The following is a 25263-nucleotide window of genomic DNA, read 5'->3' as shown; positions in this document are numbered from 1 at the left end:
TCTGTATCATTTAAGCTTGTTACTACTTTATATGTAAGTGTTATGAAAATACAATGTAATAGTTGTACTAAAACTTACTTAGTATCCCCCGAGCAAATTGGCGCATCTGGAAGAAAGGTAAAGTGTACGAACTGCAATCACATGTGGCATGAATATCTAGAAGAAGTGTCAAACAAATCGCACTCTGCTAATATACAGGAAAAAAAAGTTAGCGGAAGGAATTTTTTACAAAATCTAGCATTTACCACTCTAGCTTTTGCAACAGCTACAGGATTATGCGTCGTAATTGCTAATGGCATCTTTCCTAGAGAGATGAACAAAGCATACAAAACGATCAGTTCATATAAGGATTCAATAAGCTATAAATTAGGGTACAAAAAAGAACAAACAGAAAGTCCAAATGTAAAAGAACTTGCTGTAAATAAGTTTTATCAAGACTACCTTTTTTTATCTAATTTAAGATCTAGTTAAATAGGCATAAGCCGTCGCCGGTATCGGTATTCAGTTTCTCTAGCTACTCAGATGGTGCTTAGGGTGACAGAGTTTTAAAAATAAGTTATTTTTTAGCAAAAAAGGCAGCTCATGAGTATTAAAATTGCACCTTCTATACTTTCAGCAGATTTTGCAAAATTAGGGGAAGAAGTAAGAAAAATTAGCGATTTAGGTGTGGATTACATACACATAGACGTTATGGATGGGAATTTCGTTCCAAATATTACAATTGGTCCTAGCGTTGTCTCTGCAATACGTAAATATAGCAATCTTCCTTTTGATGTGCATTTAATGGTCAAATCTCCTGGTAACCACATTGAAAGCTTTATAAATGCTGGTGCTGATATTATCACTGTACATGCAGAAGCAGAGACACACCTTGAGAGGTTGATAAGAAAGATAAAGTCATACAAAAATGTAAACGACGAAAAAAAACCGATTCAAGTTGGAGTTTCAATTGTTCCTTCAACTTCTCCAAGTGTGCTTGAATACATAATACATGAGCTAGATATTGTGCTGATTATGACAGTCAACCCTGGCTTTGGAGGACAGGAATTCATTCATTCACAGTTGAACAAGATATCTACTATAAAAAAAATGATACAAGAGCGTAACCTTAAAACACAAATTTCAGTAGATGGTGGAATTAACTTTTTTAACGCAGCTGATATAATAAAAGCAGGTGCAGATATTTTAGTTGCGGGATCGGCGATATTCAAGGCTGAAGATATTAAGAAGGCCGTAAACGATCTTAAAAATCCATCGTTGTGACCCTATATAGCTAAAGTGGCTTAGGTTTACCTACAATTTGAAAAACAACAAATTCGTCATTCCGCTACTCGTTAGCGGAATCTATGCTGAGATACCGCGGCGGTATGACGTAGAAAAACCTTTCTTGGGTTGTATCCGTTCAGCTAAGCGGTGTGAGAGATGATAGATAAGAGGTTTTGGAAAGGATTGAGACCCCTTTGTTTCCATGTTAAGTATAATGAAATTATCCGTTCAAGTTCCCCGCTTCGATTGGGTAAAATATGAATTTTTGCGATAAACGACATAAGAGGTTGTCCACAAACCAAGGAATACGTAGTATATAAAGAAAGAATATTGAGGTAAGAGATGAGGAAAAAATATCCAACAGATTTAAGTAAAAGGGAATGGGCAAGAATAGAAAAACACTTCAGAGTATCATACAAGAAAGGAGGAAGGCCACCAAAATACAGTAAGTGTGAGATAGTAAATGCAATTCTTTATATACTGCGCACAGGATGTCAATGGCGCTATTTACCACACGATTTTCCGCCGTGGAAGGCTGTGCATGAACAGTTTAGAAGATGGAAAAAGCAGGGAATTTTTGAGAAAATGAACTATGATATCACTAAATATAGTAGGTCAAAAATGGGAAGAAATGAGGAGCCGAGCGCATGCATAGTGGACAGTCAATCGGTAAAAACCACGGAAAAAGGGGGGTCAAAGGTTATGATGGTGCGAAAAAGGTAAAGGGGAGAAAAAGACATATAATCACAGATACTCAAGGATTTGTGCTTGGTTGCTATGTAGGAGCTGCAAGCGAAAATGACAGAGATGGGGTGAAGATGGCATTGGACAATATGAAGGAAAAATACAGCAATATTAAGAAAATGTGGGCTGATATGGGATACCAAGGAAAAGATTTAAAGGATTACGTAAAGAGAGAATATGGGATAGATATTGAAATTGTCAAAAGGCCTCCATGTAGGTTTTGGGTGCATAAAGATACACCACTAGAACTATTGCCACAACGGGATCCTGGATTTTCAGTACAGCCGAGAAGGTGGGTGGTAGAGAGGACTTTTGCTTGGATCAATAGAAATAGAAGGCTATCAAAGGAGTACGATTTACTTACAACATCTACTGAAAGTTTCATATATCTGGCTATGAGTAAAGTTATGTTAAGTAGGGAATATGCTTGATTTACTGGTTTGTGGACAACCTCTAATGCCGTATCTGCTGTTCAGCATGGTTGTTTGTCAGCGGAATGTTTTCTGGGTCATCTAAAAAATTCCACATCATTCTTTCAGATTTCAAAATATTTTTCGCAACTCGAGAAGCTCCAATTGCTTCAGGTAAGTAGGATATCTCCTTCAAGTAATACCTTGTACGTTTTCGCAATTTCCTGGCACGTCTGGTAAATCTAAAAACATAGTTGATCTATCTCATTTTTCAGTAGAGCTTTTTTTAGCGCAAACAACTCAATGGTAACATTTCTCAAATAACAACCGAGAACTTTAACTTCAATGTTCCAACTATGCGCTAACCTTTCAAAGTCTCGTATCAAATGAGCCCAGCAGATTTGCCTGTTTTTATCGGCAAAGTAGTTGTATGCTGCGTACCTGTCGTAAGCTATTGCGATTGCAGAACTTACTATTTTGTAAAACCTTCATTCCTCTTGACTCTGTCAATTTTATAAAACTTGCTGTATTACTGGCAAACATCCAGCACCAACCAAGTTTACTTTTGTTATAATGGCTCGTTTCATCGATATGCAGAACTTCACTTTTACTTACTTCTTGCTCGATTTGCTCATATGCTTCTTGGCATTTTTCTGCAACTCTAGCCTCGCTATTTGACACGCTACCAACACTGATGTCCAGGTTGAAAATATTTTTTATAATATTTGCTACTTCTCTTTTCGAGTTCTTGTAAAATCCGCTCAGCGCCGCGATTGTTGACTTAACTTTTGGACCAAATGTATCCGCAGTAACACCTTCTGGTAGCCTGCTACTTTTTCTTTTTCCACACTTGCAACAGCGGCCATTGGTATTCCACAACATAAGCTGGCAAATCAACTTTTTGATGAATGTATGGCTCTTTCGATATCGCAATTTCTCCTCCGCACTCGCAAGAACTCTATTTTCACCACTTCATCTGCTTCCATTTTAGGGCGATACTTTCCTTCATGCCCAATCTGTGCCCCTATTTTCCTGTCACTTTTTTTCTTTTTCTTCTTTAGCTTGTATAACTCTTTTGAGCTCGGTATCGATGAATTTTGTGAATTCAGACCTAGTCTTTCTTTCAATTCAGCATTTTCGATTCTTAGCGCCTTATTCTCAGATCTAAAATTTTCGTTTTCTATCTCTAACCTCTTTATCTCTGCTTTTAGTTGCTCTATCTCTATTTTAAAGCTTCCACAGAGCTTGAGAAGACTAGCTAGTAGATCAGACATATTTACCACACATACTACTTGTGATATTATGTTTTTAGCACTCCTTGTCTACTTTTTATTTTACCGCTCCGCTGAACGGATACCTTTTTTTTACTGTTTGAGTATGTAAGGATTATGACGACCTATCCCAAACCTCAACTATATCCTCACTAAACTCTATTATCTTTGTTTTTTTAAACTGATAACAGTTGTTAATGAATTGAATCCCTAAATCTCCTACAAAAGGAGTGGCATCATTGCCTAAAATTTTACCACTGCGGCATATTATCAACCTGTCGATTAAATTACACTTTAATAGTTCTGTGATTAACACTCCTCCACCTTCAACTAATAACCTTGTTATACCGATTTCTGAAACAAGTTTTAATGCCATGTCCTTTAGGCAGGCTTTGCCTGCATCGTTTGAATTGACTTTCAAGTAGTTAATATTTTTTATTTTTTCTTTTACTTCTTTATTCGTTATCACCCAAGTTGTTACTTTATCTGCAGTCTTTGCAATGTTATGCTCTTCCTTTAATCTCCCTTGGCTATCTATAATTAGCCTTATTGGCGATCTACTTCCGAGTCCTGGTAATCTGCAAGTTAAGAGTGGATCATCATTAATAAGAGTATTGCTGCCAATCATAATTGCATCATATTTCGTTCTGAGCTCATGCACCCAGTTTCTCGTATTTTCACTTGTTATCCATTTGCTATCGCCTGTAAATGTTGCGATTTTTCCGTCAAGAGTTGTTGCGACTTTGCAAGCTATAAATGGTCTATGTAATTCTTTAGTGGTGAAAAAACCGACATTCAGTTCTTCTGCTTCTTTTTGCATAATACCTTGCTCAACTTCAATTCCTGCTTCTTTCAGAGCTTTAATGCCTCCACCTGAAACTCTACTATCTGGGTCAATAGTTGCAATTACTACTCTTTTTATGCCAGTTTTTATGATTTTTGCAGTGCAAGGCCCCGTGACTCCGTGATGACAACATGGCTCAAGAGTGATATATATAGTTGCGCCATGAGTTGAATCTTTAGCGTTTTGCAAAGCGACTACCTCCGCATGCGGACGCCCACCAATCCCTGTATATCCCTCACTAACAATTGTACCATCTTTTACAATAACACACCCGACAGCAGGATTTGGTGCAACATTTCCAAGATTTTTTTCTGCAAGCCTTAATGCAATTGACATGAAATGATCATCAGTCATTAGAAAGAAGTCATTTCGTATGAGGTATCAAAAATTCTTCTGTGCTCGTGTATAGCAAATCTATCTGTCATACCTGAGATATAGTCACATATTATTACTGAACGCTGAGATTCACAAGCGAGTTTGCTCCACTCTGTGGGAAGTAATCCTGGGTTTTCATAAAAACATTGAAAGAGTTCCTGTATTATGCGTTTTGCTTTGTTCATCGTTCTACTCAGTTTATAGCTTCTGTATATTTTCTCCATGTTGAATCTTTTCATTTCTTTTGTAGCATTCGCAACTTCTGGTGAAAATGTGACTAGCATTTTATTTAGACTTCTTACGTCTTTTACGCTTTTTATTTTGTGATCTTCAATATTTCTTTCAGTCTGAGAAACAACATCACTTATCATAGTTCCTATAGTTCCACTCAGTGATTCATGTATGAGTTTGCTCTGAGGCAATTCTGAATATCTGCTCCTTATGTCTTTAAACATTTTTTCAATTAAAGGAACATTCAGCAAATCTTCGATGGTTACTAAATTCGCCCTGAGTGCATCATCAAGATCGTGAACACTGTAAGCAATATCATCGGCAATTGAAGCAACTTGCGCTTCAATGCTTGAAAATTCTTCAAGTTTTAGATCATATTTTTTGTTGTATTCTAATAACAGCTGATTACTTGTAGAAGACTCCGCGTTTTGACCAAGCAAGGGACCGTTATGTTTTGCAACTCCTTCAATCACCTCCCAACTTAGATTCATACCATCAAAATCAGCATGTTTTTGTTCAAGATAAGTTAAAATCCTTATAGCTTGAACATTATGATCAAACTCATACTTCTCATTATCAAGATTCAAATCTTGAACTGATTTCTTTAGAGCATCTTCACCTGCATGACCAAATGGAGGATGACCAAGATCATGTGCGAGCGCTATGCATTCAGTGATATCCTCATTTAAGCCAAGTCTACGCGCAATGGACCTTGCAATTTGTGCAACTTCAAGGCTATGAGTAAGCCGAGTGCGATAGTAGTCGTGCTCATAATTGATAAAAACTTGTGTTTTGTACTCCAACTTTCTAAACGCATTAGAGTGAATGATACGGTCCCTATCACGCTGAAAGCAGCTGCGATTCTCATCTTCTGGCTCTTTGAAGTATCTCCCTTTTGTTTTGCTTGGAAAACATGCATAATTTAATAGAAAATTATTGTTTGACATGTAAAATTTCTACTATAATAAGTTATCAATAATAAACGGTGGTTACTATGTCAACAAATTACAACATCAACTTAACTGATAATGCACTAAAAAAAATCCACTCTCTTGCAGAGCAGGAAGGGGATAAGAGTTCCATTTTACGGGTTGCAGTTTCAGGTGGTGGATGTTCTGGCTTCAAATACAATTTTCTTATGGATCAAATGAATAAAAATCTATCTTTGGATGATGAAGACGATGATTACGATGATGAGTTTGATGACGAAGACGAAGATGATGATTATGAAGAAAGCGAGGACTATAGAAGCCACTCCAGTTTTAGCGAAAAAGGTAAAGATATAGTAATTAATGATGAAAATGGCAATCCTGTATTAATGGTTGATAATTGTTCAGCAAAATTTTTAAATAACTCAGTTATAGATTATACTGAGGATCTCAGTGGTTCTGGTTTTCAAATAAAGAATGCCTTTGCTAAATCCCAGTGTGGTTGTGGCAACAGCTTCTCAGTTTAGTCAAAAATTTGATGTCATTCCAGTGCGTGACACTGGAATCCAGCCTTTTACGAAATCCCATCACAAACGTTGTGTTTTAACATAGGATTAGCTACTTTTATGCTCACCAACTTAATAAAATTCCTGGATCCCAGTGTCAGCTACTTGGATGACACTCTTCTCTGGTGGAGGGTGCTCTCAAGTCACAACGTTCATATAGTTGTATACTTGACACTGAGGTTTATTCTTCTATTTCTTTTTTACTGGTTATGCACTATCATTTGCTATGCAAGCACAACATTTGTATGGTTATAGGTCTTTTAAACATGGGTGGTAATGTAGCACTAGAACTAACTTCTGTAGATAAAAGCTTCAAGGACAATTCTGCTGTTGTAAAGGATATCAACTTAAGTGTTACAAGAGGGCAAGTAGTAGCGCTGATTGGCAATTCAGGTGCAGGGAAAACAACTATATTGCAAATCGCAGGCTTGTTGGATAAGCCAACTTCAGGTATAGTTACGATAGATGGAATAAATTGCACACAAGCCAGTAATAAGCATAAAACTCATGTAAGAAGAAATTTTCTTAGTTTTGTTTATCAATTTCACTATTTGTTACAAGAGTTATCGGTGTTGGAAAATATTATGCTTCCTCAACTCATTGCAGGAAAAAGCAAAGCTGAAGCAAAAAAAAATTCGCAAGCAACATTGGAAAAATTTGGTCTGGAAAACAAAGCAAGTAGCATGGTATCTGAAGTTTCAGGTGGGGAAAGGCAGAGAGTTGCAATTGCAAGAAGCATTGTAAATTCTCCAAAGCTTTTACTTGCAGATGAGCCAACAGGAAACTTAGATCCAACAAATTCTTTTAACGTGTTTTTACTGCTACATTCATACGTAAAGGAAAATAACAGCTCTATGCTTATAGTAACACACAATCATCTCCTTGCAGAAAAGGCAGACTGCATTTTCCAATTGAGAGATCGATCATTAGTGAAGTTGTGAGTAGGAAAAATAGCACAATTTCTATGCCTTATACTTATCTAACCAATGATCATTAACAGAGTACAACTCGCATGAAATGCTTTCATTGCTTTTTATACACGGACTTTTTAACTTACGCTGTTTACTTAGGGAACACCCCGATAACATAAACACAGCTAAAACAAAAAATAATAGCTTTTTAAACATAACAAAACCTTTTCATTTATATTACTACACTCATTTCTCTTGTTTGTAAAGATTAGGCATATTCTTTTACCCTTACCTCTTTTTTGACCTTTTGAGAAGAAATAGTTGCACTATTCAAGCGCAGTTTTATATAATTGTCCACGATTTGAGTCACTTCCTCTTCTTTATCCTTTAGAAAGTGATTAGTATCATCTATTATATGGTATTTCATGTGATCACTTCTTACTGAATTTATCAACCTTTTTGCTAATTCTGTTACATCGCTTTCTTCTGAGATTGTATCATTACTGCTTTGTATTATAAGCCCAGAAACTGGACAGGGAGAAAGAAAAGAAAAATCGTACTTAGTTACCGGAAGAGAAAGAGCAATAAAACCCACTATCTCAGGGCGGCGCATTGTTAGCTGCATAGCCACCCATGCTCCAAAAGAAAAACCAGCGATCCAAATTGGAACATTGCTAGGATTATGTTCCTGAAGCCAATCAATGGCTACCGCAGCGTCAGTTAATTCTCCTATACCCTTATCAAAAGTTCCGGTAGATTTTCCCACACCACGAAAGTTAATTTTCAATGCAGAAAAATTGTTATCGATAAAAGACGTATATGTACTATGTACAATTTTACTATCCATATTACCACCATATTGAGGATGATGATGTAAAACCAGCACAACCGGCGAGTTGGCATCTTTGCTTTGGTGGTATTCACCTTCTATCTTTCTTGTTGCATTATTTAAAAAAACTTCAACCATGATAACTCCTAATAAGAACCCGCTTGACAGGTATTGATGACGTGAGTTATTAATTATGTATTAATTTCGCTGTTTTTGCAATAAATTTTTTATCGTGTTAAAGCTAACGTACATAGTTATGATTATAGTTGATGGTAAACTTATTTAAGTGACAGATGAGTCCATTCTCTTTAGAAAACAGTGGTTGCGTATATGCTGATTACAATGCAACTGCTCCAATTAGTGAAAATGTAAAAAAAAGTATATTTGAGGTCTTGTCAAAACAAACGCTCAATCCATCATCACTACATAAGAGAGGACAAGAAGCGAGGAAGATTCTTCAGGATGCAAGAGATAACGTACGTGGTGCTATTGGCGTCTCAAGTGATAAAGAAATAGTTTTTACGTCTGGTGCAACTGAAGCGAATAACCTTGTTATGAGAGGAATAGCAGGCTACCTGCATATAATTTCAGCTATAGAGCATCCTTCAATTCTTAATTCTGCATGTAATCCATATATAATACCTGTTAATCAGGAGGGCATTGTTGACTTTTTAGAGCTAGAAAAAATTCTAAGCGAACTTAAAGGAAACAAAGCAATAGTTTCAGTTATGATGGCAAATAACGAAACCGGAGTTATTCAACCTATTGAGGAAATAGCTAAAATAGTACACAAGTTTGGAGCAATTTGCCACACTGACACTGCTCAAAGTGTTGGGAAAATTAAAGTTAATATGGAAGATTTAGGAGTGGATTTACTCACTTTATCCGCCCATAAATTTGGCGGTGTAGCAGGCAGTGGAGTTTTAATATTCAATAAAGAACTTGCGATAGAACCTATTATAATAGGTGGTGGACAAGAGAAGGGATTTCGTGGTGGTACGGAAAATATTGTTGCAATTGCAGGCCTTTCTGCCGCATTGCAAAATATTCCAGATCTTCTATCAAAAATGGATGAAGTAAAGGAGCTACGCGATCAATTAGAGTGTGAATTATTAAATCTTGCCAGTGACATAAGGATCTTCGGTAAAGACTCAAAGAGGCTGCCAAACACAAGTTTTATTTATATGCCAGGAGTAAAGAGTGATGTGCAGCTCATGCATTTTGACTTGAATCATATTGCAGTTAGTAATGGTTCCGCATGTTCTTCTGGAAAAGTTGAGCCTTCCCATGTTTTGCTTGCAATGGGGGCAACAAAAGAGCAAGCAGAGTGTTCAATTAGAATCAGTATAGGTCCAGAAACTAAACCACAAGACATAAAAAAAATAGTGGATTGTTGGTATAATATCTACAAGCAGAACACCTTGGTATAGATAATACGTGGTATCATGCAGGGAGCTATAAATTAGATGTAAAAAATTCCTTTACAAGTTTCGCCAGCCCCCTTATCATGAAACTGAAGCTATTTATTTATCTTCTCTGTACAGATTAAATGACAAAAAAACTCACGTATCTGGCGTCTCATGTTTAATTTTTTGCACTATGTGCATTCTATGTCTTTATCAAATTTCTGGGTTTTTACCTACACAAGCTGAAATACGCTTATAAAGCATTTAAAACATTAAAAAACGCCAACTTAAAAAATGGATAGTGAATAACTAGCTACCCTAGGGTTTCTTTTGCCTTTTTTTCTGTTTAATAAATTTCTTAACGTTTATAATTTAGATTAGTTGCAGCTTAAAAGCAGCTGAATCGCGGTTATTAAGTGTTTAGAATAAAAAAACGCCATACTTGAAAGTATAATGTAAGTAATTAGCCAACCACGGGGCTTCTTTTGCCTTTTTTTTCATTTGGTAAATTTCTTAATGTTTATGGCTAAAGCAATTTAAGAGACCGAAAATGGTGTCATTCCAGCGCGTGACGCTGGAATCCAGTTCTTATTACCTGGTGTAAAGTTAAGTTTCCTGGATCCCAGTGTCTGGGCACTGGGATGACGCCTCTGGGCACTGCCGTCATAAAGGAACCAGTGTCAGCTACTTGAATGACATCATAGGGGGTGCTGCCCTGACAATCGTCATCCCGCTAACAAGCAGCGGTATGACGGTTATCAGTAAACATGAATTACTTTAGCCATGCAATCAGGCTCCCTAAAAACACTTTATAGCTCTTGAGTATAAAAAAAAATTCCTTTAATAATAAGGCATGCTAATCAGGAATTTAATAAAACAAGCAACTCAAGTAGGAAGCAGTGAAAATGCAATACGGTATGTCGAATATCTCTATCAATTTGAGAAGTTTAGAAACACATTAAACCTCACTTTATCACTAATAAAGCAAAATAGGCTCTCATTTGAAATATACCAAGAGGGATTAGTGGATATGGAAGAGGGAGTGTGTAAGACAATCAGGTCTTCCAGTGTAAATAGATATGTTATTGTACTGAGGAAGTCAAACCCATACATTATAGTGCATGAACTTTCACACATGGTTGAAAATGAACTGAACTTAAGTTTGGAACAGGAATTTCTCCATAAAGTTTACCAGGATATTGAGCAGAACCTAAAGCAAGCAAATATTCTTGTGCAGAAAATTATCGGCCAAGTTATATTTAAGGAGATACAGGCTTATCAAACTGCAAAATCACGTGCATCTGAATTATTTGCACGCTACTTTGAGCTGTTTGCTTGGGCGCAGGAGGTTTACCCTAAAGATAAAGAATACTTAATCCGCACTCAAGACTTAAACAAAGTGTTCCTTGCTACTGATCAATGGAAAAAGAGCTACCTGGATCCACAAATGATGGAGAGAATAGATAAGGAAATTAAGGAATACAGCAATAAAACTGCCACTAAAGACGTAACCAAAGTGCAAAGCAGTTGGACTAATAAATTTTCTCCTGGGGGCAAAAAAATTAGCTCCATATTTGAAGATGATGATTAGCTTATAGTGCAGGTTTTCCTACGTCATACCGCTGCGAACCGTCATACCGCGATTCATTCTTTTGGTGTACGAACATTGCAATTTGCAGGTAATTTGAGTAGTAGATGGTGTCATTCCAGTGCTTGACACTGGAATCCAGTTTCTATTGTACAGCCACCTGGTGTGCTCATTTAAAGTGAAGTTTTCTGGATCCCAGTGTCTAGGCACTGGGATGACACCATTCTTTTTCCTGGATCCCAGTGTCTGGGCACTGGAATGACACCTTCCTAGTGGAAATTGCTCTCAAATCATAATGTTCGTACAGTTGTGCGCGGCATCTCATCAGCTAACAAGCAGCGGGATGACGGTTGTCGGTAAATCTTTTAGCTGTAGAAGTTAACTTTGCAGTTAACTTCTACAGCGTTTCAAGATATAGTTTTGACAATAAAGTGCTCGAATATACATGAAAACCATTTTAGCTGTTGAAACAAGCTGCGACGAAACTGCAGTAGCGATTGTAAATAGTGACAAGCAAGTCCTTGCTCACGAAATTCTCTCCCAAGCAGAACACAAAAAACGTGGTGGAGTGATCCCTGAAATAGCTTCACGTGCTCATATGAAGCATTTAAGTGGTCTAATAAAAAGCGCCGTGGAAAAATCTAACCTTAACTTTTGTGACCTCAATGCGATTGCAGCAACATCAGGACCAGGACTCATAGGTGGATTAATAGTTGGTACAATGATGGCTAAAGCAATTGCGCATGTAGCACAAAAACCGTTCATTGCAGTGAATCACTTAGAAGCGCATGCATTGGTTATTAGGTTACTGCATGAGGTAAAATTTCCATTTTTAGTCCTACTAATATCAGGTGGTCACTGTCAATTTTTAATTGCACAGGATGTAGGTAAATACATTAAACTTGGAGAAACGCTCGATGATTCACTAGGAGAAGCATTTGATAAAGTTGCTAAGATGCTGGGTTTAAGCTATCCCGGAGGGCCATTAATTGAAAAGTTAGCTAAAAAAGGCAATGGTGCAAGATTTAAATTGCCAAGGGCAATGATAAAACGTTCTGGATGTAACTTTTCGTTTTCTGGAATTAAAACAGCAGTAAAAAACTTAGTGCAAGAACTTAAAATGAGCGAGCAAGATGTGTGTGATGTATGTGCTTCGTTTCAAGAGTGTATTAGTGACATACTGCTGGACAGGGTTAGTAATGCGATTATTATGGCCGAATCTTTAAATATCAAAATCAATGACTTTGTGATTACCGGCGGAGTTGCAGCAAATAATTTCTTGAGAGAAAAATTAAAACAACACATAAACTTAAACATATTTTTTCCTCCCAACAACCTATGTACAGATAATGCAATAATGGTTGGATGGGCAGGAATTGAAATGTTACAGAAAAGCTATATAGATTCTCTCAATTTTGCACCAAGACCTAAGTGGGAGTTAGAGAGTTATTAAAAGCTCTCAATTCTGAATTATAGCTAAAGTGACTTAGGTTCTCTAATTGCACATAAGTCAACAATAATTTTCACACAAATCAAAACAGCATATCTTCTCCATAATCCTTGGTAATTTTACATAAGTTAAAAGTAGCATATGGTTTTCTCCGCGGTCTGAGATGACAATAAATTTGTCAAGCCGCATTATACTTGTTAGGCGGAAGTGGACGGCAACATATTTACCACGAAGTCTAACTAAGTTCTTGCTTGTCCCTTCCATCGGCATTGCTATCTTTATTTTCAATAAAATTATTGTCCTATGCTCTTTTGATGTTTATTGATAATAAAATTCTGTTTTATCAACCAACATCCTATGCATAATTACAGCTAATTTTCTTGCTACTGCTACAATTGCTTTTTTCATTCCTTTTTTCTTCGCAACCCCAGTTTTTTAATTTAAATGTCCTCTTGGTAACTGTAAGCATTGTTTGTGCAGCTTCATATAACATACTTCTACATTCCGCTGGTCCCATCTTTGATATGCTGCCATGCCGATCAACTTCTCCAGAAGAATATTGCCTTGGTGTCAACCCTATATATGCTCCAACTGTATCAGATTTCTCAAACCTATGTGGGTTATCAATTGCAGCTTTATACGTCATTGCTACTATAATCCCCACTCCTGGAACAGTAGTTAACAATTTACAATCATCGTCTTTTTCACCTTGTTCTGAAAGCATTTTGTCAAGCTTTCTTAATGACTTTTCTATTGCTTCCAAACTACAAACTAACGCTTCAATTGAACTCCTACTGATTTCATCCAAATTATTTATTGCCTCTTGTATTCTTAAAGCGAAAGTTTCAAATTTTGATCCTTTATCGACCATGTATCTTCAACAACCCTCTTATTGTTCCAATAACCTGCTGTTTGCTACACATTAGCTGTCTTCTGCTTCCAAGCGCTATTTTAATTTGACAACTGATTTTACTAACACTTCTCATCATCTGCGCTATACCCCTTGCATCGTTTTTATCATTCTTATTGATTCTTGCAGACAACGCTGCTGCCATATGCCTTGCATCTACACAAATTACTGGTAATCCAAAACTCCTTAACTCTTTGCACATTGATATTGACAACTGTCCACTTTCTATTCCTATGGATTCGTATTTTTTGCCTTGGCTAATCTGCTATTGCCTTACTTTCGCTTGCAACAACTTCTTCCTTAACAACTTTTCCTTTCTCATCAACGATACTTATAAAAGTTTCTTTTAATGAGATCGCTATAATATTTCATGACCTACTGTAAAAGTTTAAATTATTTTTGAAGAACCAATTCATTGAATTTGTTACTTCGTGCTAAAATAATGGACTCCATCATTCAATAGCAATTACAGTATGTTTAGCTATAATTTGAAAAACAAAAATTCGTCATTCCGCTACTAGTTAGCGGGATCTAGAGATACCGCGGCGGCATGACGTAGGATTGCTGTCATCCCGCTGCTTGTTAGCGGCTAAGAGATACTGTGAATAAATCACGGTATGACGGTTAAGTATCCCGCTACTTGTTAGCGGGATCTAGAGATACCGCGAATAAATCGCGGTATGACGTGTTGCTTGGGTCAGCTATAGAAGCAAAACTCATCATTTTGAAAGAGGAGGAGATTTTTCCGGACCTTCAGCAGGGATTGATTTTGGATCTGATAATTCTGTATTTACCTTGATTGGCTCTAATGGAGTTTTCTGCTCTTCCGGTTTATCGTCTGGAATTGGAACAGGCCAATCCATAATGTTTTGCGGTATAGCTTCTGCTTCTTTAGCCTCTCTTTGGTCTGTTGAAGATGATGCATCAACTCCTGCATTTTTGGTAACTTCTTGTTTTAGTTGTTTATTTTCTTCTTGTAATTGTTTCAAATCTTCTTTTAATTTTTCTATCTCTAAATCTTTCTGTTTTATTTCCTCACCCTTTCTCGCATCTCCTTTACTCATCTCATCTGCAAGAGACTTTTCACCTATATTAGGTTGTTGACTTGCCAATTCTAAAGTCTCTATTTTTTTCTGTAGCTGATTTAATTCTCTAGCTAATTCTTGATTATTTAACCGCTCTTCATTCAATTGACTTATTGCATCAGTCAATTTCTCCTCTCTTTCTAATAACTGTTCTACTAACTGCTTTTTATGATCATCCTTTAAACCTTCCACTATTTTCTTCACATCATTTCTCAGCTCTGTGTTTTCTGCTCTCAATTTACTTAGTTCAATCTCACCTTGATCCAATTTTTTCTGTAGTTCCTCATTTGCTCTATTTGTTGACTGAATCTCACTTTCTTTGTCTTTTAACTGATGATTTAAGCTCTTTATTACATCACTTTTATCCTCTGCTGATGCGCTTACCACTTGTTTTAACTGTTCATTTTCTTCACGTTTTTCAGTTAGTTCTTTTTCCAGTTTTTTCAATTCGTGTTCAAGCTCTTTAACTTTTTCTTCTGATATGTCTAACGCTAATCTATACTTCTCACCTTCTTCTGTTATCTCTTGATTAAGTCTTTGCAATTCTGCTTTGTCTTTCTTTAGTTGCGTATTCTCTTCCTCTAATTCCTTTACTCTATTTTCTAATTCCTCTCCTTCTTGTTTATATTCTTCTTCATCATCAAACGTACCACTCTCAAATATTTCATCTTCACTACCAAATTCACTACTAGTGGACACAGAGCTTCTACACGAAGAAGGTGTGCCAGGAGAAAAATACCCACTACTATTTGGTGTAGGTAATTGCGATGATAGATCTTGTGTGGGCTCGAGACTGTCCATACCTTGACCTATATCAGTAAAAGCTTGATGCAGAGTTTTTCCATTGATAAAAACTTCTTTGTTTTGCTTAACTAATTTTAATATTTCGTCTTTTGTCTCCTTTGGTAATGGATCTGTGAACTTTAAATCACCAAATTTTGGCTCACCAATGACACTTTATATACCACCAGAATCCAATTTTACAGTCATGCTGCAGTCTATGTTATTACCTTCAGAGTCCTTAGCCTGCCAGTTAATGGTCATTTCACATGAGCTTGAACCAGTAAAATCATAGTGCCTTTCGCTGCCTTTTTTGGTCGCAGTTATTTGACTATCTTTCCCTAAAGATATGTTATAAACCTTACCTTCACTGCTGGCCCTTAAAATATTGCTAATTTCTATTGGTTTTTCTTCATTTTCAAATCTAATTTTGAAGTCATTATCTTTTGTTGAATACGCTAAGAAATTTTGACTAGGCAGAGACGACTTAAGTTCTTTATGCATTGCGTCTATTGATTGCTCAAATTTTTGGAACTCCTTTTCCCACTTTAAATTTATCTGTCCTGTAATGTTTTCATCTTTACGTAAAGGACCAATAAAATACCAGATTAAGTTTTTTTTCTCCAATTGTTTTATAGTCTCCCGAAAGCTGCTGCAAGATTCAATCACATCTAAAATATCCTTTTTCTGCTGTTCATCTACATTTAAACTTTGACCCTCAGCTATAAATACACTTTCATCCTCCTCTGGCATAATTTTATATTTTTAGAGAATATGCTTAAATAGTAATATTTTTAATTTAAAAATTAATTAACAGAAAGCGTAAATTAAATTGAGTATTTGTAGATTCTCCCTATATACTATAAGGTAGTTACCACTTAAGAAGCAGTATGGACAATACCATTATAAGAAAATACGATATTAGAGGTATAGTAGGCAAAGACTTGCAGATTAATGATGGGTACGAAATAGGCAGAAAGTTTGGCCAAACCGTAGCTAATGTTTGTGTCGGCTACGATAGTAGAATAGATTCACCAGGTATAGAAAGAGAATTAATTAGGGGCTTAACTTTATCCGGTGCAAATGTTATACGCGTTGGACTATGCTCTTCACCTATGCTTTACGCTGCAACACAAATCACACAGGCGGATCTTGGTATCATAATAACTGCCTCTCATAACCCCAGCGAATATAATGGCTTTAAATTTTTTAGTAATAAAAAAGTCTTCTCAGATCAAGAAATGAAGGAAATTATAAGCAGTCCAATTAAAAACAGCACAAGAATTGGAAGCTTAATTAACATAAATATATATAGTGAGTACATTAGCATATTGAAAAGTGCAGTGAAGAATAATACTACACAGAAATTAAAAATAGCCTGGGATTGTGGAAATAGTCCAGCCAGTGGAATTATAAGGTATATTGAAAAGATCTTGCCTGGTCATACGCACATCGTAACCAATAACTCTATAGATGGGGCATTTCCACTGCATGATCCAGATCCCATAGAGGAAAAAAATCTCGCTCAATTAATTGACATTGTGAAGGAATATGGATGTGATCTTGGCATTGCGCTAGATGGCGATAGCGATAGGGTGCGCTTAATTGATAATAAAAGCAGTGTTGTTTCCAATGACCATTTATTCATAATTTTTGCACGTGAAGTGTTGGAGGAATATCCAGAAAGCAAAGTTATTGCCAACGTAAAAATGAGTATGAAAGTGCATGATTTTGTTAGTAAGTTAGGAGGGCAAGTTATTACCTGCGCTACTGGACATTCACTAGTTAAGAAGAAGATGGTAGAGGAAGAAGCAAAGTTTGCTGGTGAATTGAGCGGGCACTTCTTCTTTTCTGAGCTAGGTTTTGATGATGGGCTATATTCTGCTGTTAAAGCAGTTGACATTTTGCTTAAGAAAAACCAAAGCCTATCTCAGGTAATTGAGGATTTACCGAAGTTATATATCACTCATGAAGTAAAGATTGTAGTGAAAGATGAGAAAAAATTTCAAATAATTGAATCAATAAAGAAAACACTGGAGAAGCAAAATATTGTATTTTCAGATCTTGATGGTGTTAAAGTAACCGATAATAAAGGTTGGTGGCTTCTTAGGGTATCAAATACGCAAAACTGCATTACAGCAAGATGCGAAGGAGAGACTTTAGAGGGTTTTGAACTTACTAAAAAGGTTTTGTTCCATTACATTGATGAAGCAAGGTCTTTAAATTGTAGCTACTCACAGAAATAAATTTGATTTATAAAATTGACATGAAAGTATAAAGATAAATAGGCTAAATGTACTTATCACCTGGTCAGGCTGCAGCATTATTTCGTGTAACCGTTTGCGGGTCCACTTAATTCTGCAATTCTTTGATCTCACTCATGGAGAGGCCAGTAAACTTAACAATAGTGGTGACATCAACATTATTAGCCAGCATTGTTTTTGCAATTTCAATTTTTCCTTCCTTTTTAGCATCATCAAGTTTTTGTTCAAGAACAGCCCGTTCATCACGAATACGTTTTATTTCCTGTTCGTAGGCAATAAATTCTTTCTCTGACCAGTTGAATCTATTTAGTTCTTCATATGCCTTTTTAATTATTACATCACTACCTATTATCTTTTCCAATTCTTCTTCGCTAGTTTCATCTGCATATTTAAAATAATAGATCCATTTTTCAACTATACTCTCCAATTGGTCTTCTTTAGTTTTAGGAAATTTTGGTAACTCAATAAATGTAAAATAAAAATCTTTTAAATCATGTTCATAGCTATCTTTGTCTAACATTACATGATCTGACTTATACTCAGATTTATTAGGAAAGAGAATACAATCAGCAATAGCTATAAATAAGCTTTAGCAGCGTAATATTGAGCGCGTTTTTCAAAGCCTTTAGTTTTGGCAACTTGCATTTCGACTATTACTTGCACCCCATTTTCATCCCTGCAAAGAACATCAACGATACTTTGTTTTTTAGAGGCAATTTCAGCATCTTGAATAGTGCTGAGGAATTCTATTTCTTTTATTTCATCTTTGCCAGTGAACCCCAAAATATCATTGAGAAAGTGAATGAGGATGTCTTTATTTTTTTCAGTACCAAAAATACGCCGGAACGCAAGGAGAGTAGACCAGGAGAACTTCCCTCCTGGCCCCTTCCAGAACCCTACGTGAAACTCGCGCTTCATAAGGCTCCCACTAGTCATTGCCCTAACCCTATACTCAATTTCCAGTGCACAAACAGACTTGGTCTGCTCTTTGCAGTTCTTTCTAGTACCTTAGCTGCTTTGGTTTTGTGTCCTCTCAGCTTTTTGTACTTTGTCTGGAACCACTTTCTGAGTTTCCTATTAAACATTCTTATTATGCTATCTAGTGCAGTTATATGATGCTTCCCGTAATAGTTAAACCATCCTCTCAGGATTGGATTACATATTCGTGATATATCTTCTATTTCCAAGTTTGTTCTTCTAGCAAATTTCCAGCTTCTAATTTCTTTCTTCATCTTGTTCAGACTTTCTTTACTTACAGTTGGAGTAAAGCTTACAAACAGACTACTATCTTTTCTATTTCGTACAAGTCTTTTTCGAAATTCATATCCAAGAAATGTAAATGATACATTCTCATGATTATCCCTTCGTTTTCCATCTTGACAATAGATAATTTTGGTCTTCGTATGTTTTATTTCCAATTTGCAAATCTTCAGTCTCTGTTCAAGTTGACCAAGAATTAGTTGTGCTTGACTCTTGCTTACACAATGTATAACACCATCATCAGCATATCTTGCCCACTTTACACTTGGATATTCTCTTCTCATCCACATATCAAAGCTGTAGTGCATAAATAGGTTGCTTAAGATAGGACTTACTACACCCCCTTGCGGCACCCCACTGAGACGCTTTATTTTTGTCCCATCTTTTTGCTGTATCTCTGCACTTAGCCATCTTTGTATATATAAGAGAACCCACTTATTTGTGGTATGCTTTCTGACTGCTTTCATCAGTAGATTGTGGTCTATGTTGTCAAACATTCCCTTGATGTCGAACTCTATTAACCAATCTTGGTCGAAGCATCGCCTTCTCGTTTTTCCTATGGCATCTAATGCTGACTTATTTGGCCTATAACCATATGAATCCTCATCAAATACCTTCTCAAGTTCTGGTTCTAAAACACTTCTCACCACTTCCTGTGCTATACGATCGGCAACAGTTGGTATCCCAAGTGTCCTTGTTCCTCCTTCTGTCTTAATTATATCACAAGCCTTGACTGCTGGTGGAAAATAACTACCAGAAGATAGCCTATTCCATAGCTTGTAAAGGTTCTTGCTTAAGTCTTGATCAAACTTTTCAATTGTTAGATCATCAATACCTGCTCCTCCTCTGTTTTCTTTAACTCTTTTATAAGCCGAAAACACTAGAGATTTCGGTATATCAAAAGGCTTTGTTCGTTCAATCATTTTCATCCTCCTTCAAGTTGAATGATTTACTAAAGTCGACTAGCTCAACCCCTTCGCTCCATAGTCATTACAACCACTTCTTCACTACTACGAGTTGATCCGCCCCAGTGATTTGCATTGCTACTCTAAAGCTTGAGGATTAGCCTCTTGCTTATCTCGCTTTTCATCAAATCGACTGGTTCCTGCAGTTCCTTATTAAAGCCCAGATCAGACTCGCGCCACCTTTATGCCGAACACCACCTACACAGTAATCAGGTTTCTTGTAAGCTCATTAAGAGGAGAACGACTCACTCCTCCTTTCGATGTTCACTTCCCTTTTCGACACGTTCATCAGTGGTTCACTTACGTTCGCCTTTCTGATCCACACCTTCCAGCTCTTACGCTGATTTTTCCTTAACGCTTATGACCCTATCTCTTAAATAGAGCCACTTAAGGTGGTTTGAAACCTGCTCCTGAAAACCGATTTCGAAGGACCTTCCTTCATCTTCAATAAAGCTTCTCACAAACATTACTTTGTTTGTTACTGCAGCACACCATCATTCTTGGGGTCGAGAAATTTAGAAAGAGCCATAAAAAAAATTTTTAAATGTATCTTTATATTATATATTCTTATTGATAATAATTCAATAATTTGTCATCTTTTTTGTTAACTTTACTGATGTTGCCAGAAGGAACGTTGTTGCAAAATTTTGTAAAATTTATTATCCTAAGGTTTCAAGTTCTCACAGGTTTATTGGAACTATATGTACAATGTGTTTATCAGTGAAAATCCGGAGAAAATGATGGGGGAAAAGTTAATACATTACTTTAGCCAGGGTAAATGCGAAGGCAATGCAGAAATGAAAAATCTGCTGGGAGGAAAGGGGGCAAATTTAGCAGAAATGTGCAATGTTGACATTCCTGTTCCACCTGGTTTCACAATTTCCACCTCTGCTTGCAAAGTCTATTATCAAGACAATAGATCTTCTGTCATCCAAGTAGCTGACTACTCGGATCCAGAAAAAAATGTGGTCACGCACTGGAATGACATATGTAGTGGAATCAAAAACTACATGGCGATGCTCGAAAATGACATCGGTTGTAAATTTGGGGATTTAAATAATCCCTTATTAGTTTCAATACGCTCTGGTAGTGTTAGTTCAATGCCGGGCATGCTTGATACTATTTTAAATGTTGGTCTAAATGATGAAACCGTTGTTGGGCTTGCAAAAAAAAGTGGCGAACGTTTTGCTTACGATAGCTACTGCCGTTTCATCATGATGTACTCCAATGTTGTACTACAGCTTGATCATCACCTATTTCAAGATGTTGTTGATAATAAGCAGCAAAAGAGTGGAGCAAAAAGCTTAGCTGATCTTGATGTTGATGTTTTAAAGAGAATTGTTAACGATTTTAAAAAGATAGTATATGAAAAAACTGAGAAACATTTCCCGCAGAACGTTGAAGAGCAATTGTTAAACTCAGTTAATGCAGTATTTGCCTCTTGGAAAAATGATAGGGCTGTTTCCTATAGAAGAATACATAATATTCCTGAAAACCTTGGAACAGCGGTCAACGTGCAAGCAATGGTTTTTGGTAATTTAAATGATAATTCTGCAACTGGTGTGATATTTACACGAAATCCTTCAACTGGAGAAAAAAAGCTTTTTGGTGAGTTTTTGGTTAATGCTCAGGGTGAGGATGTGGTTTCTGGTGTTTATACTCCTATGCCAGTTGACGGAGAGCAAAAAAACACCATGGAGAAGTTGCTGCCAAGTGTTTACCTGGAATTATGCGCAGTATGTGAAAAACTTGAAAGGCATTATAAAGACATGCAGGATATCGAATTTACTGTGCAGGACGGTAAGTTATGGATTTTGCAAACTAGGTCTGGCAAGCGTACGGCTGAAGCTGCTATTCGCATAATAGTTGATATGGTAAACGAAGGAACGATTACAAAGGAAGAAGGAATATTGAGAATTGATCCAAAAACTTTTGACAATTTGTTGCATCCAGTTCTTGACGTTAAGAGTGACCAGAAAGTAATAGGGAAGGGACTGCCGGCTTCTCCAGGGGTTGCTTCTGGATATGTAGTGTTTAGTGCAAGTGATGCTGAAAAAGCTGCAGAGCAGGGTAAAAAAGTGATTTTAGTAAGGTCAGAAACGAGTCCTGAAGATATTAATGGAATGAATGCTGCAAGTGGCATAGTAACAGCACGTGGAGGGATGACCTCGCATGCTGCTGTTGTAACTCGTGGAATGGGTAAGCCTTGTATTTGCAGTGTGAGTGGACTTTATATCGATAAAGATGGAACTTTCTTTTCTGTGTGGGATACAAAAGTAAATCAAGGTGAACCAATTACCATCAACGGAGGAACAGGGGAAGTTATGCTTGGCATTCTTCCTACAATTTCACCTGAATTATCGCAAGAATTCAAAACGATAATCAACTGGATAGATGAAATTAAAACGATCAAAGTGAGAGCGAACGCTGATACTCCAAAAGATGCAAAAATTGCAAAAGAATTCGGTGCAGAAGGCATAGGCTTATGTCGCACAGAACATATGTTTTTCGCTAGTGATAGAATCGAATTCATTCAAAAATTGATAATAGCTGATGATGAAAATGAAAGGACAAATGCATTAAATAAACTCGAAGAAATGCAAAGGTCTGATTTCAAAGAAATATTTTCTATTATGGAGGGCAGGGAAGTCACTATACGTTTGCTTGATCCACCTTTGCATGAATTTTTACCCAATAATCAGTCTACTATAGAAAAAATTGCTAAATCACTGAATAAGTCAGTTGAATCAGTAAAAAATAAAATAGCACAGTTATCGGAAAAAAATCCAATGCTTGGCCATCGAGGTTGTAGACTTGCCATTTCTCATCCTGAAATATATAGCATGCAGATTAGGGCAATACTTAGTGCTGCAAGTGAATTAAAGAAAGAAAAGAAGATAGAAGTGGAGCCTGAAATCATGATTCCTTTTATCATGAGCGAGAAAGAATTTATTCTGATATGCGAGCTAGCAAAGAAAGAATCCTCTGTTATCTCAGCTGGGATCCAGACGCAGATTCCAGCGTCACGCGCTGGAATGACATCAGACAAGGCTTATTCAATTGGAACGATGATAGAACTGCCACGAGCGGCACTGATTGCTGATAAGTTAGCAAAACATGCAGAGTTTTTTAGTTTTGGCACTAATGATTTAACGCAAACAACCATGGGACTTTCAAGAGATGATTCAGTTAATTTCCTTGATTCTTATAAGGAAAGCAACATATTCGAAAACGACCCATTTGAAGTGCTGGACATCGAAGGGGTAGGGGAGTTAATCAAGATGGCCATTGAAAGAGGCAAAAAAACCCGAAAAGAAATAAAACTGGGTATATGTGGAGAACATGGTGCAGATCCAGGATCTATAGAGTTTCTCATCGAATCAGGGGTGGATTATGTTTCATGCTCACCCTATAGAGTACCGATTGCAAAGTTAGTGGCAGCACAGTTTAGCATAAAATCTAAGTTTGTTGGGTAAGTGAAAAACATTGGACCGCCTTGTGGAGCTCTATCATTCAAGTGCTCCTTTTTTTGTCATTCCCATGCGTGACACACAACTGTACGAACATCGTGATTTGAGAGCAATCTTCATAAGGGAGGATGTCATCCCAGTGCCCAGACACTGGGATCCAGTTTTCCATGCAATCTCGCAAAGACATTTGTTTGAGTATAAGACAGCTACTTTTACGCTCACCAGTTCAGTGTGCTTCTACAATAAAATTTCTGGATGCCAGTGTCACGCACTGGCATGACACCATCTGTTGTGCGAATTACCTCAACAAAAGCAAATGTTCGTACAGTTATGTGTCACGCACTGGCATGACATCCTATATTTTTACAACTTGTGAATTTACGTGTTCAACTTTATTTTCTTCCATTTCTCTATAGCTTGGTAATGTAGAATTTTTTATATGCAACCCGGTATATATTGCAACCAAAGCAGCTATAATACCACAAACTATAGCACCAGCCACAGATGGAACCATCACAGCAGCAGCAATGAATAATCCTGTAACAACAACTCCAACAACATCTTTTGTCAATGAGGTGTAAAAATCCTTTTTGCTCTCTTTATATTTAGTTTCTTGTTCATTTGGCATAGAAAATTGAGCATCTACAAAGCCGTTAGCTTTATTATCATTATTTGGTGTGGCAGTTTGCTTAGTATTTGTTTCCTCTGGTATTACAGGCGTTTTATTTTTGTTATTATGATTATCACCATTGGTACTGGTTAGAGGAACTGTTGCTATAGGTCTACTACCAATGTTCCCATTACTGCTGCAAGGTTTTGCTCTGTTTTCTTCATTAAGCTTACCACTATTCAAGAACGCATTAACAATTTCAGTTTTACCTACCTGTATGGCCACTTCTAAAGCCTCTTTCCTGTTTGCAGGACTCACGTAACCTAAAATTAGCTCAACTTCTTGGACATTACCTTGAACAATAGCAGAATTCAAGGCATGCAATTTTTCTTCTTCATTAAATTTGCCACTATCCAAAAGTACCTTAACAACGTCAGCTTGTTTTGTTATTGCAGCTATATCCAATATAGTCCTGGAAGCAGTATCTGTAAGATGGATTACAGCATCTAAATCTGTAAACAATTTTACAAAATCTAGAAATACGCTACGATCGCCGGTAATATTGGACTCTCTTACAGCATTTGCAAACGAGTCAAAAATTGCCGAATTTGTTTTTTTCCTTGTATTAGTTGCCCGTAAAGTACTTCAGCAGTCATACCAGGGTTTATGGAGTTACTAGAATCTACTTCATTGCTGTCTGCTTTATTTTCTCTTATATCAGGTGTGTTTTGCTCCTCTTCTTCCTTGTTTATTGCTGCGGTTATTTGCTCTTGTTGAAGGGGTTTACACCCATTTTGGAGGAGAAAATCCTTAACGCGTGTGTTGTTATTTTCGGTTGCATGTTTTAGAAGTAAGTCTTCTAATGAATTGTCTCCTTCACATTTATCTTGGAAATTAACTTCTTTCCACTTTGGTTCCTTTTGCAAATCTTTAAGACTAGCAATTCCCTTATCATCATATTTTACAATTGTAGCTATCTTTCGATACAACTCTCTAATATCATCATTACTATATATCATAACTAAACCTACTACTATATGTTAGTTTATTACAGCAACTTTCCCAAAACCAGTCAAGACATATTGCAGTTTCAAGCAGC

The 25263-nt window shown here is 36.7% G+C and carries 25 protein-coding genes and 3 pseudogenes; 12 read left to right on the top strand and 16 right to left on the bottom strand.

Going from position 1 to position 25263, the window contains the following annotated elements; all coding sequences use genetic code 11:
- Positions 1-42 precede the first annotated feature (42 nt).
- The 5 genes and pseudogenes from AAGD70_RS04770 to AAGD70_RS04750 all read left to right on the top strand — a co-directional run.
- Positions 43-99 (top strand): annotated as a pseudogene (locus AAGD70_RS04770) (hypothetical protein); the annotation flags it as partial.
- Between the two features lie 42 nt (positions 100-141).
- The gene (locus AAGD70_RS04765) at positions 142-471 is read left to right on the top strand and encodes a hypothetical protein (protein WP_245611470.1); all 330 of its coding nucleotides are present in this window, start codon (positions 142-144) and stop codon (positions 469-471) included.
- A 111-nt stretch (positions 472-582) separates the two neighbouring features.
- On the top strand, positions 583-1263 hold the full coding sequence (gene rpe / locus AAGD70_RS04760) for a ribulose-phosphate 3-epimerase (protein ID WP_065095429.1): 681 nt from the start codon (positions 583-585) through the stop codon (positions 1261-1263).
- A 37-nt stretch (positions 1264-1300) separates the two neighbouring features.
- Complete coding sequence (locus AAGD70_RS04755) at positions 1301-1426, top strand: hypothetical protein (RefSeq protein ID WP_281178724.1); 126 nt, start codon at positions 1301-1303, stop codon at positions 1424-1426.
- Between the two features lie 182 nt (positions 1427-1608).
- Positions 1609-2441, top strand: a protein-coding gene (locus tag AAGD70_RS04750) for an IS5 family transposase (RefSeq protein ID WP_264718686.1) whose coding sequence is annotated in 2 segments (ribosomal slippage) — positions 1609-1975 and positions 1975-2441 — 834 coding nt in all. Because the reading frame shifts where the segments join, the coding sequence is not laid out codon by codon here.
- Positions 2442-2466: 25 nt separating this feature from the next.
- Here the strand turns inward: AAGD70_RS04750 and tnpC are convergent.
- The 3 genes and pseudogenes from tnpC to AAGD70_RS04735 form a co-directional block, all read right to left on the bottom strand.
- Positions 2467-3694: pseudogene (gene tnpC, locus AAGD70_RS04745) on the bottom strand (IS66 family transposase); the annotation flags it as partial.
- A gap of 112 nt (positions 3695-3806) precedes the next feature.
- Positions 3807-4889, bottom strand: coding sequence for a bifunctional diaminohydroxyphosphoribosylaminopyrimidine deaminase/5-amino-6-(5-phosphoribosylamino)uracil reductase RibD (ribD, locus tag AAGD70_RS04740; RefSeq protein WP_065095007.1), 1083 nt, complete (start codon positions 4887-4889; stop codon positions 3807-3809).
- Entirely contained in the window at positions 4889-6088 is a 1200-nt protein-coding gene (locus AAGD70_RS04735) for a deoxyguanosinetriphosphate triphosphohydrolase (RefSeq protein WP_065095416.1), read from the bottom strand. Before AAGD70_RS04735 ends, ribD begins: the two co-directional genes overlap by 1 nt.
- Positions 6089-6135: 47 nt before the next feature.
- Here AAGD70_RS04735 and AAGD70_RS04730 point away from each other — a divergent pair, with 47 nt between their 5' ends.
- Positions 6136-6597 (top strand): HesB/IscA family protein, encoded by a 462-nt coding sequence (locus AAGD70_RS04730; RefSeq protein WP_010081891.1) that lies wholly within the window; start codon positions 6136-6138, stop codon positions 6595-6597.
- 305 nt (positions 6598-6902) lie between these two features.
- The gene (locus AAGD70_RS04725; RefSeq protein WP_065095009.1) at positions 6903-7577 is read left to right on the top strand and encodes an ABC transporter ATP-binding protein; all 675 of its coding nucleotides are present in this window, start codon (positions 6903-6905) and stop codon (positions 7575-7577) included.
- Between the two features lie 238 nt (positions 7578-7815).
- Here the strand turns inward: AAGD70_RS04725 and AAGD70_RS04715 are convergent, their stop codons facing one another.
- Positions 7816-8514 carry an alpha/beta hydrolase gene (locus AAGD70_RS04715; RefSeq protein ID WP_065095010.1) on the bottom strand — a complete coding sequence of 233 codons (699 nt, stop codon included), beginning with the start codon at positions 8512-8514 and terminating at the stop codon, positions 7816-7818.
- A gap of 155 nt (positions 8515-8669) precedes the next feature.
- Between AAGD70_RS04715 and AAGD70_RS04710 the strand changes: the two genes are divergently transcribed.
- On the top strand, positions 8670-9806 hold the full coding sequence (locus tag AAGD70_RS04710) for a cysteine desulfurase family protein (RefSeq protein ID WP_065095011.1): 1137 nt from the start codon (positions 8670-8672) through the stop codon (positions 9804-9806).
- A 532-nt stretch (positions 9807-10338) separates the two neighbouring features.
- Here AAGD70_RS04710 and AAGD70_RS04705 read toward each other — a convergent pair.
- On the bottom strand, positions 10339-10449 hold the full coding sequence (locus tag AAGD70_RS04705) for a WPE palindromic element domain-containing protein (protein WP_255356256.1): 111 nt from the start codon (positions 10447-10449) through the stop codon (positions 10339-10341).
- 186 nt (positions 10450-10635) lie between these two features.
- Here AAGD70_RS04705 and AAGD70_RS04700 point away from each other — a divergent pair, with 186 nt between their 5' ends.
- Positions 10636-11373: a hypothetical protein gene (locus AAGD70_RS04700; protein WP_065095012.1), complete on the top strand. Its 738-nt coding sequence runs from the start codon at positions 10636-10638 to the stop codon at positions 11371-11373.
- 18 nt (positions 11374-11391) lie between these two features.
- On the opposite strand, the gene AAGD70_RS04695 is transcribed toward AAGD70_RS04700, so the two are convergent.
- Complete coding sequence (locus AAGD70_RS04695) at positions 11392-11580, bottom strand: WPE palindromic element domain-containing protein (RefSeq protein ID WP_341814065.1); 189 nt, start codon at positions 11578-11580, stop codon at positions 11392-11394.
- Positions 11573-11695 (bottom strand): hypothetical protein, encoded by a 123-nt coding sequence (locus AAGD70_RS04690; RefSeq protein ID WP_255356255.1) that lies wholly within the window; start codon positions 11693-11695, stop codon positions 11573-11575. The genes AAGD70_RS04695 and AAGD70_RS04690 overlap by 8 nt, the downstream gene beginning before the upstream one ends.
- A 120-nt stretch (positions 11696-11815) precedes the next feature.
- Between AAGD70_RS04690 and tsaD the strand changes: the two genes are divergently transcribed.
- A complete protein-coding gene (gene tsaD, locus AAGD70_RS04685) occupies positions 11816-12823 on the top strand; it encodes a tRNA (adenosine(37)-N6)-threonylcarbamoyltransferase complex transferase subunit TsaD (RefSeq protein ID WP_065095013.1) in 1008 nt (335 codons plus the stop codon).
- A gap of 352 nt (positions 12824-13175) precedes the next feature.
- Here the strand turns inward: tsaD and AAGD70_RS04680 are convergent, their stop codons facing one another.
- From AAGD70_RS04680 to AAGD70_RS04665, 4 genes are all read right to left on the bottom strand, one after another.
- Positions 13176-13691, bottom strand: coding sequence for an IS110 family transposase (locus AAGD70_RS04680; protein WP_065095460.1), 516 nt, complete (start codon positions 13689-13691; stop codon positions 13176-13178).
- Positions 13681-13944: a hypothetical protein gene (locus AAGD70_RS04675; protein ID WP_007552904.1), complete on the bottom strand. Its 264-nt coding sequence runs from the start codon at positions 13942-13944 to the stop codon at positions 13681-13683. Before AAGD70_RS04675 ends, AAGD70_RS04680 begins: the two co-directional genes overlap by 11 nt.
- 505 nt (positions 13945-14449) lie before the next feature.
- A complete protein-coding gene (locus AAGD70_RS04670; RefSeq protein WP_245611002.1) occupies positions 14450-15616 on the bottom strand; it encodes a hypothetical protein in 1167 nt (388 codons plus the stop codon).
- 156 nt (positions 15617-15772) lie between these two features.
- Complete coding sequence (locus AAGD70_RS04665) at positions 15773-16348, bottom strand: hypothetical protein (RefSeq protein WP_065095120.1); 576 nt, start codon at positions 16346-16348, stop codon at positions 15773-15775.
- 137 nt (positions 16349-16485) lie between these two features.
- Here AAGD70_RS04665 and AAGD70_RS04660 point away from each other — a divergent pair, with 137 nt between their 5' ends.
- Positions 16486-17841, top strand: a complete 1356-nt coding sequence (locus AAGD70_RS04660; RefSeq protein WP_065095121.1) for a phosphomannomutase/phosphoglucomutase — start codon at positions 16486-16488, stop codon at positions 17839-17841.
- 106 nt (positions 17842-17947) lie between these two features.
- Here AAGD70_RS04660 and AAGD70_RS04655 read toward each other — a convergent pair.
- Together AAGD70_RS04655 and ltrA are read right to left on the bottom strand one after the other, a co-directional pair.
- Positions 17948-18696: pseudogene (locus tag AAGD70_RS04655) on the bottom strand (Rpn family recombination-promoting nuclease/putative transposase).
- Positions 18697-18791: 95 nt separating this feature from the next.
- The gene (ltrA, locus tag AAGD70_RS04650) at positions 18792-20042 is read right to left on the bottom strand and encodes a group II intron reverse transcriptase/maturase (RefSeq protein WP_218914941.1); all 1251 of its coding nucleotides are present in this window, start codon (positions 20040-20042) and stop codon (positions 18792-18794) included.
- A gap of 782 nt (positions 20043-20824) precedes the next feature.
- Between ltrA and ppdK the strand changes: the two genes are divergently transcribed.
- Positions 20825-23560, top strand: a complete 2736-nt coding sequence (gene ppdK, locus AAGD70_RS04645; protein ID WP_174525409.1) for a pyruvate, phosphate dikinase — start codon at positions 20825-20827, stop codon at positions 23558-23560.
- Positions 23561-23593: 33 nt separating this feature from the next.
- On the opposite strand, the gene AAGD70_RS04640 is transcribed toward ppdK, so the two are convergent.
- From AAGD70_RS04640 to AAGD70_RS04630, 3 genes are all read right to left on the bottom strand, one after another.
- Positions 23594-23776 carry a hypothetical protein gene (locus AAGD70_RS04640; RefSeq protein ID WP_167347042.1) on the bottom strand — a complete coding sequence of 61 codons (183 nt, stop codon included), beginning with the start codon at positions 23774-23776 and terminating at the stop codon, positions 23594-23596.
- Positions 23777-23909: 133 nt separating this feature from the next.
- Positions 23910-24686: an ankyrin repeat domain-containing protein gene (locus tag AAGD70_RS04635; RefSeq protein ID WP_245611466.1), complete on the bottom strand. Its 777-nt coding sequence runs from the start codon at positions 24684-24686 to the stop codon at positions 23910-23912.
- A gap of 50 nt (positions 24687-24736) precedes the next feature.
- Positions 24737-25183 (bottom strand): hypothetical protein, encoded by a 447-nt coding sequence (locus AAGD70_RS04630; protein ID WP_245611066.1) that lies wholly within the window; start codon positions 25181-25183, stop codon positions 24737-24739.
- Positions 25184-25263 lie beyond the last annotated feature (80 nt).

The sequence above is a fragment of the Wolbachia endosymbiont (group A) of Nomada flava genome (genome assembly GCF_964027055.1).
GTDB lineage: Bacteria > Pseudomonadota > Alphaproteobacteria > Rickettsiales > Anaplasmataceae > Wolbachia > Wolbachia pipientis.
The sequence above is the reverse complement of the archived record's forward strand: the minus strand, read 5'-3'. Positions and strand labels throughout refer to the sequence as shown.

Coding starts and splice junctions, on each gene's coding strand:
- AAGD70_RS04765 (WP_245611470.1), top strand. CDS start 142: ATGTGGCATGAATATCTAGAAGAAGTGTCAAACAAATCGCACTCTGCT.
- rpe (WP_065095429.1), top strand. CDS start 583: ATGAGTATTAAAATTGCACCTTCTATACTTTCAGCAGATTTTGCAAAA.
- ribD (WP_065095007.1), bottom strand. CDS start 4,889: ATGACTGATGATCATTTCATGTCAATTGCATTAAGGCTTGCAGAAAAA.
- AAGD70_RS04735 (WP_065095416.1), bottom strand. CDS start 6,088: ATGTCAAACAATAATTTTCTATTAAATTATGCATGTTTTCCAAGCAAA.
- AAGD70_RS04730 (WP_010081891.1), top strand. CDS start 6,136: ATGTCAACAAATTACAACATCAACTTAACTGATAATGCACTAAAAAAA.
- AAGD70_RS04725 (WP_065095009.1), top strand. CDS start 6,903: ATGGGTGGTAATGTAGCACTAGAACTAACTTCTGTAGATAAAAGCTTC.
- AAGD70_RS04715 (WP_065095010.1), bottom strand. CDS start 8,514: ATGGTTGAAGTTTTTTTAAATAATGCAACAAGAAAGATAGAAGGTGAA.
- AAGD70_RS04710 (WP_065095011.1), top strand. CDS start 8,670: ATGAGTCCATTCTCTTTAGAAAACAGTGGTTGCGTATATGCTGATTAC.
- AAGD70_RS04705 (WP_255356256.1), bottom strand. CDS start 10,449: ATGACGGCAGTGCCCAGAGGCGTCATCCCAGTGCCCAGACACTGGGAT.
- AAGD70_RS04700 (WP_065095012.1), top strand. CDS start 10,636: ATGCTAATCAGGAATTTAATAAAACAAGCAACTCAAGTAGGAAGCAGT.
- AAGD70_RS04690 (WP_255356255.1), bottom strand. CDS start 11,695: ATGAGATGCCGCGCACAACTGTACGAACATTATGATTTGAGAGCAATT.
- tsaD (WP_065095013.1), top strand. CDS start 11,816: ATGAAAACCATTTTAGCTGTTGAAACAAGCTGCGACGAAACTGCAGTA.
- AAGD70_RS04680 (WP_065095460.1), bottom strand. CDS start 13,691: ATGGTCGATAAAGGATCAAAATTTGAAACTTTCGCTTTAAGAATACAA.
- AAGD70_RS04670 (WP_245611002.1), bottom strand. CDS start 15,616: ATGGACAGTCTCGAGCCCACACAAGATCTATCATCGCAATTACCTACA.
- AAGD70_RS04665 (WP_065095120.1), bottom strand. CDS start 16,348: ATGCCAGAGGAGGATGAAAGTGTATTTATAGCTGAGGGTCAAAGTTTA.
- AAGD70_RS04660 (WP_065095121.1), top strand. CDS start 16,486: ATGGACAATACCATTATAAGAAAATACGATATTAGAGGTATAGTAGGC.
- ltrA (WP_218914941.1), bottom strand. CDS start 20,042: ATGATTGAACGAACAAAGCCTTTTGATATACCGAAATCTCTAGTGTTT.
- ppdK (WP_174525409.1), top strand. CDS start 20,825: ATGGGGGAAAAGTTAATACATTACTTTAGCCAGGGTAAATGCGAAGGC.
- AAGD70_RS04630 (WP_245611066.1), bottom strand. CDS start 25,183: ATGATATATAGTAATGATGATATTAGAGAGTTGTATCGAAAGATAGCT.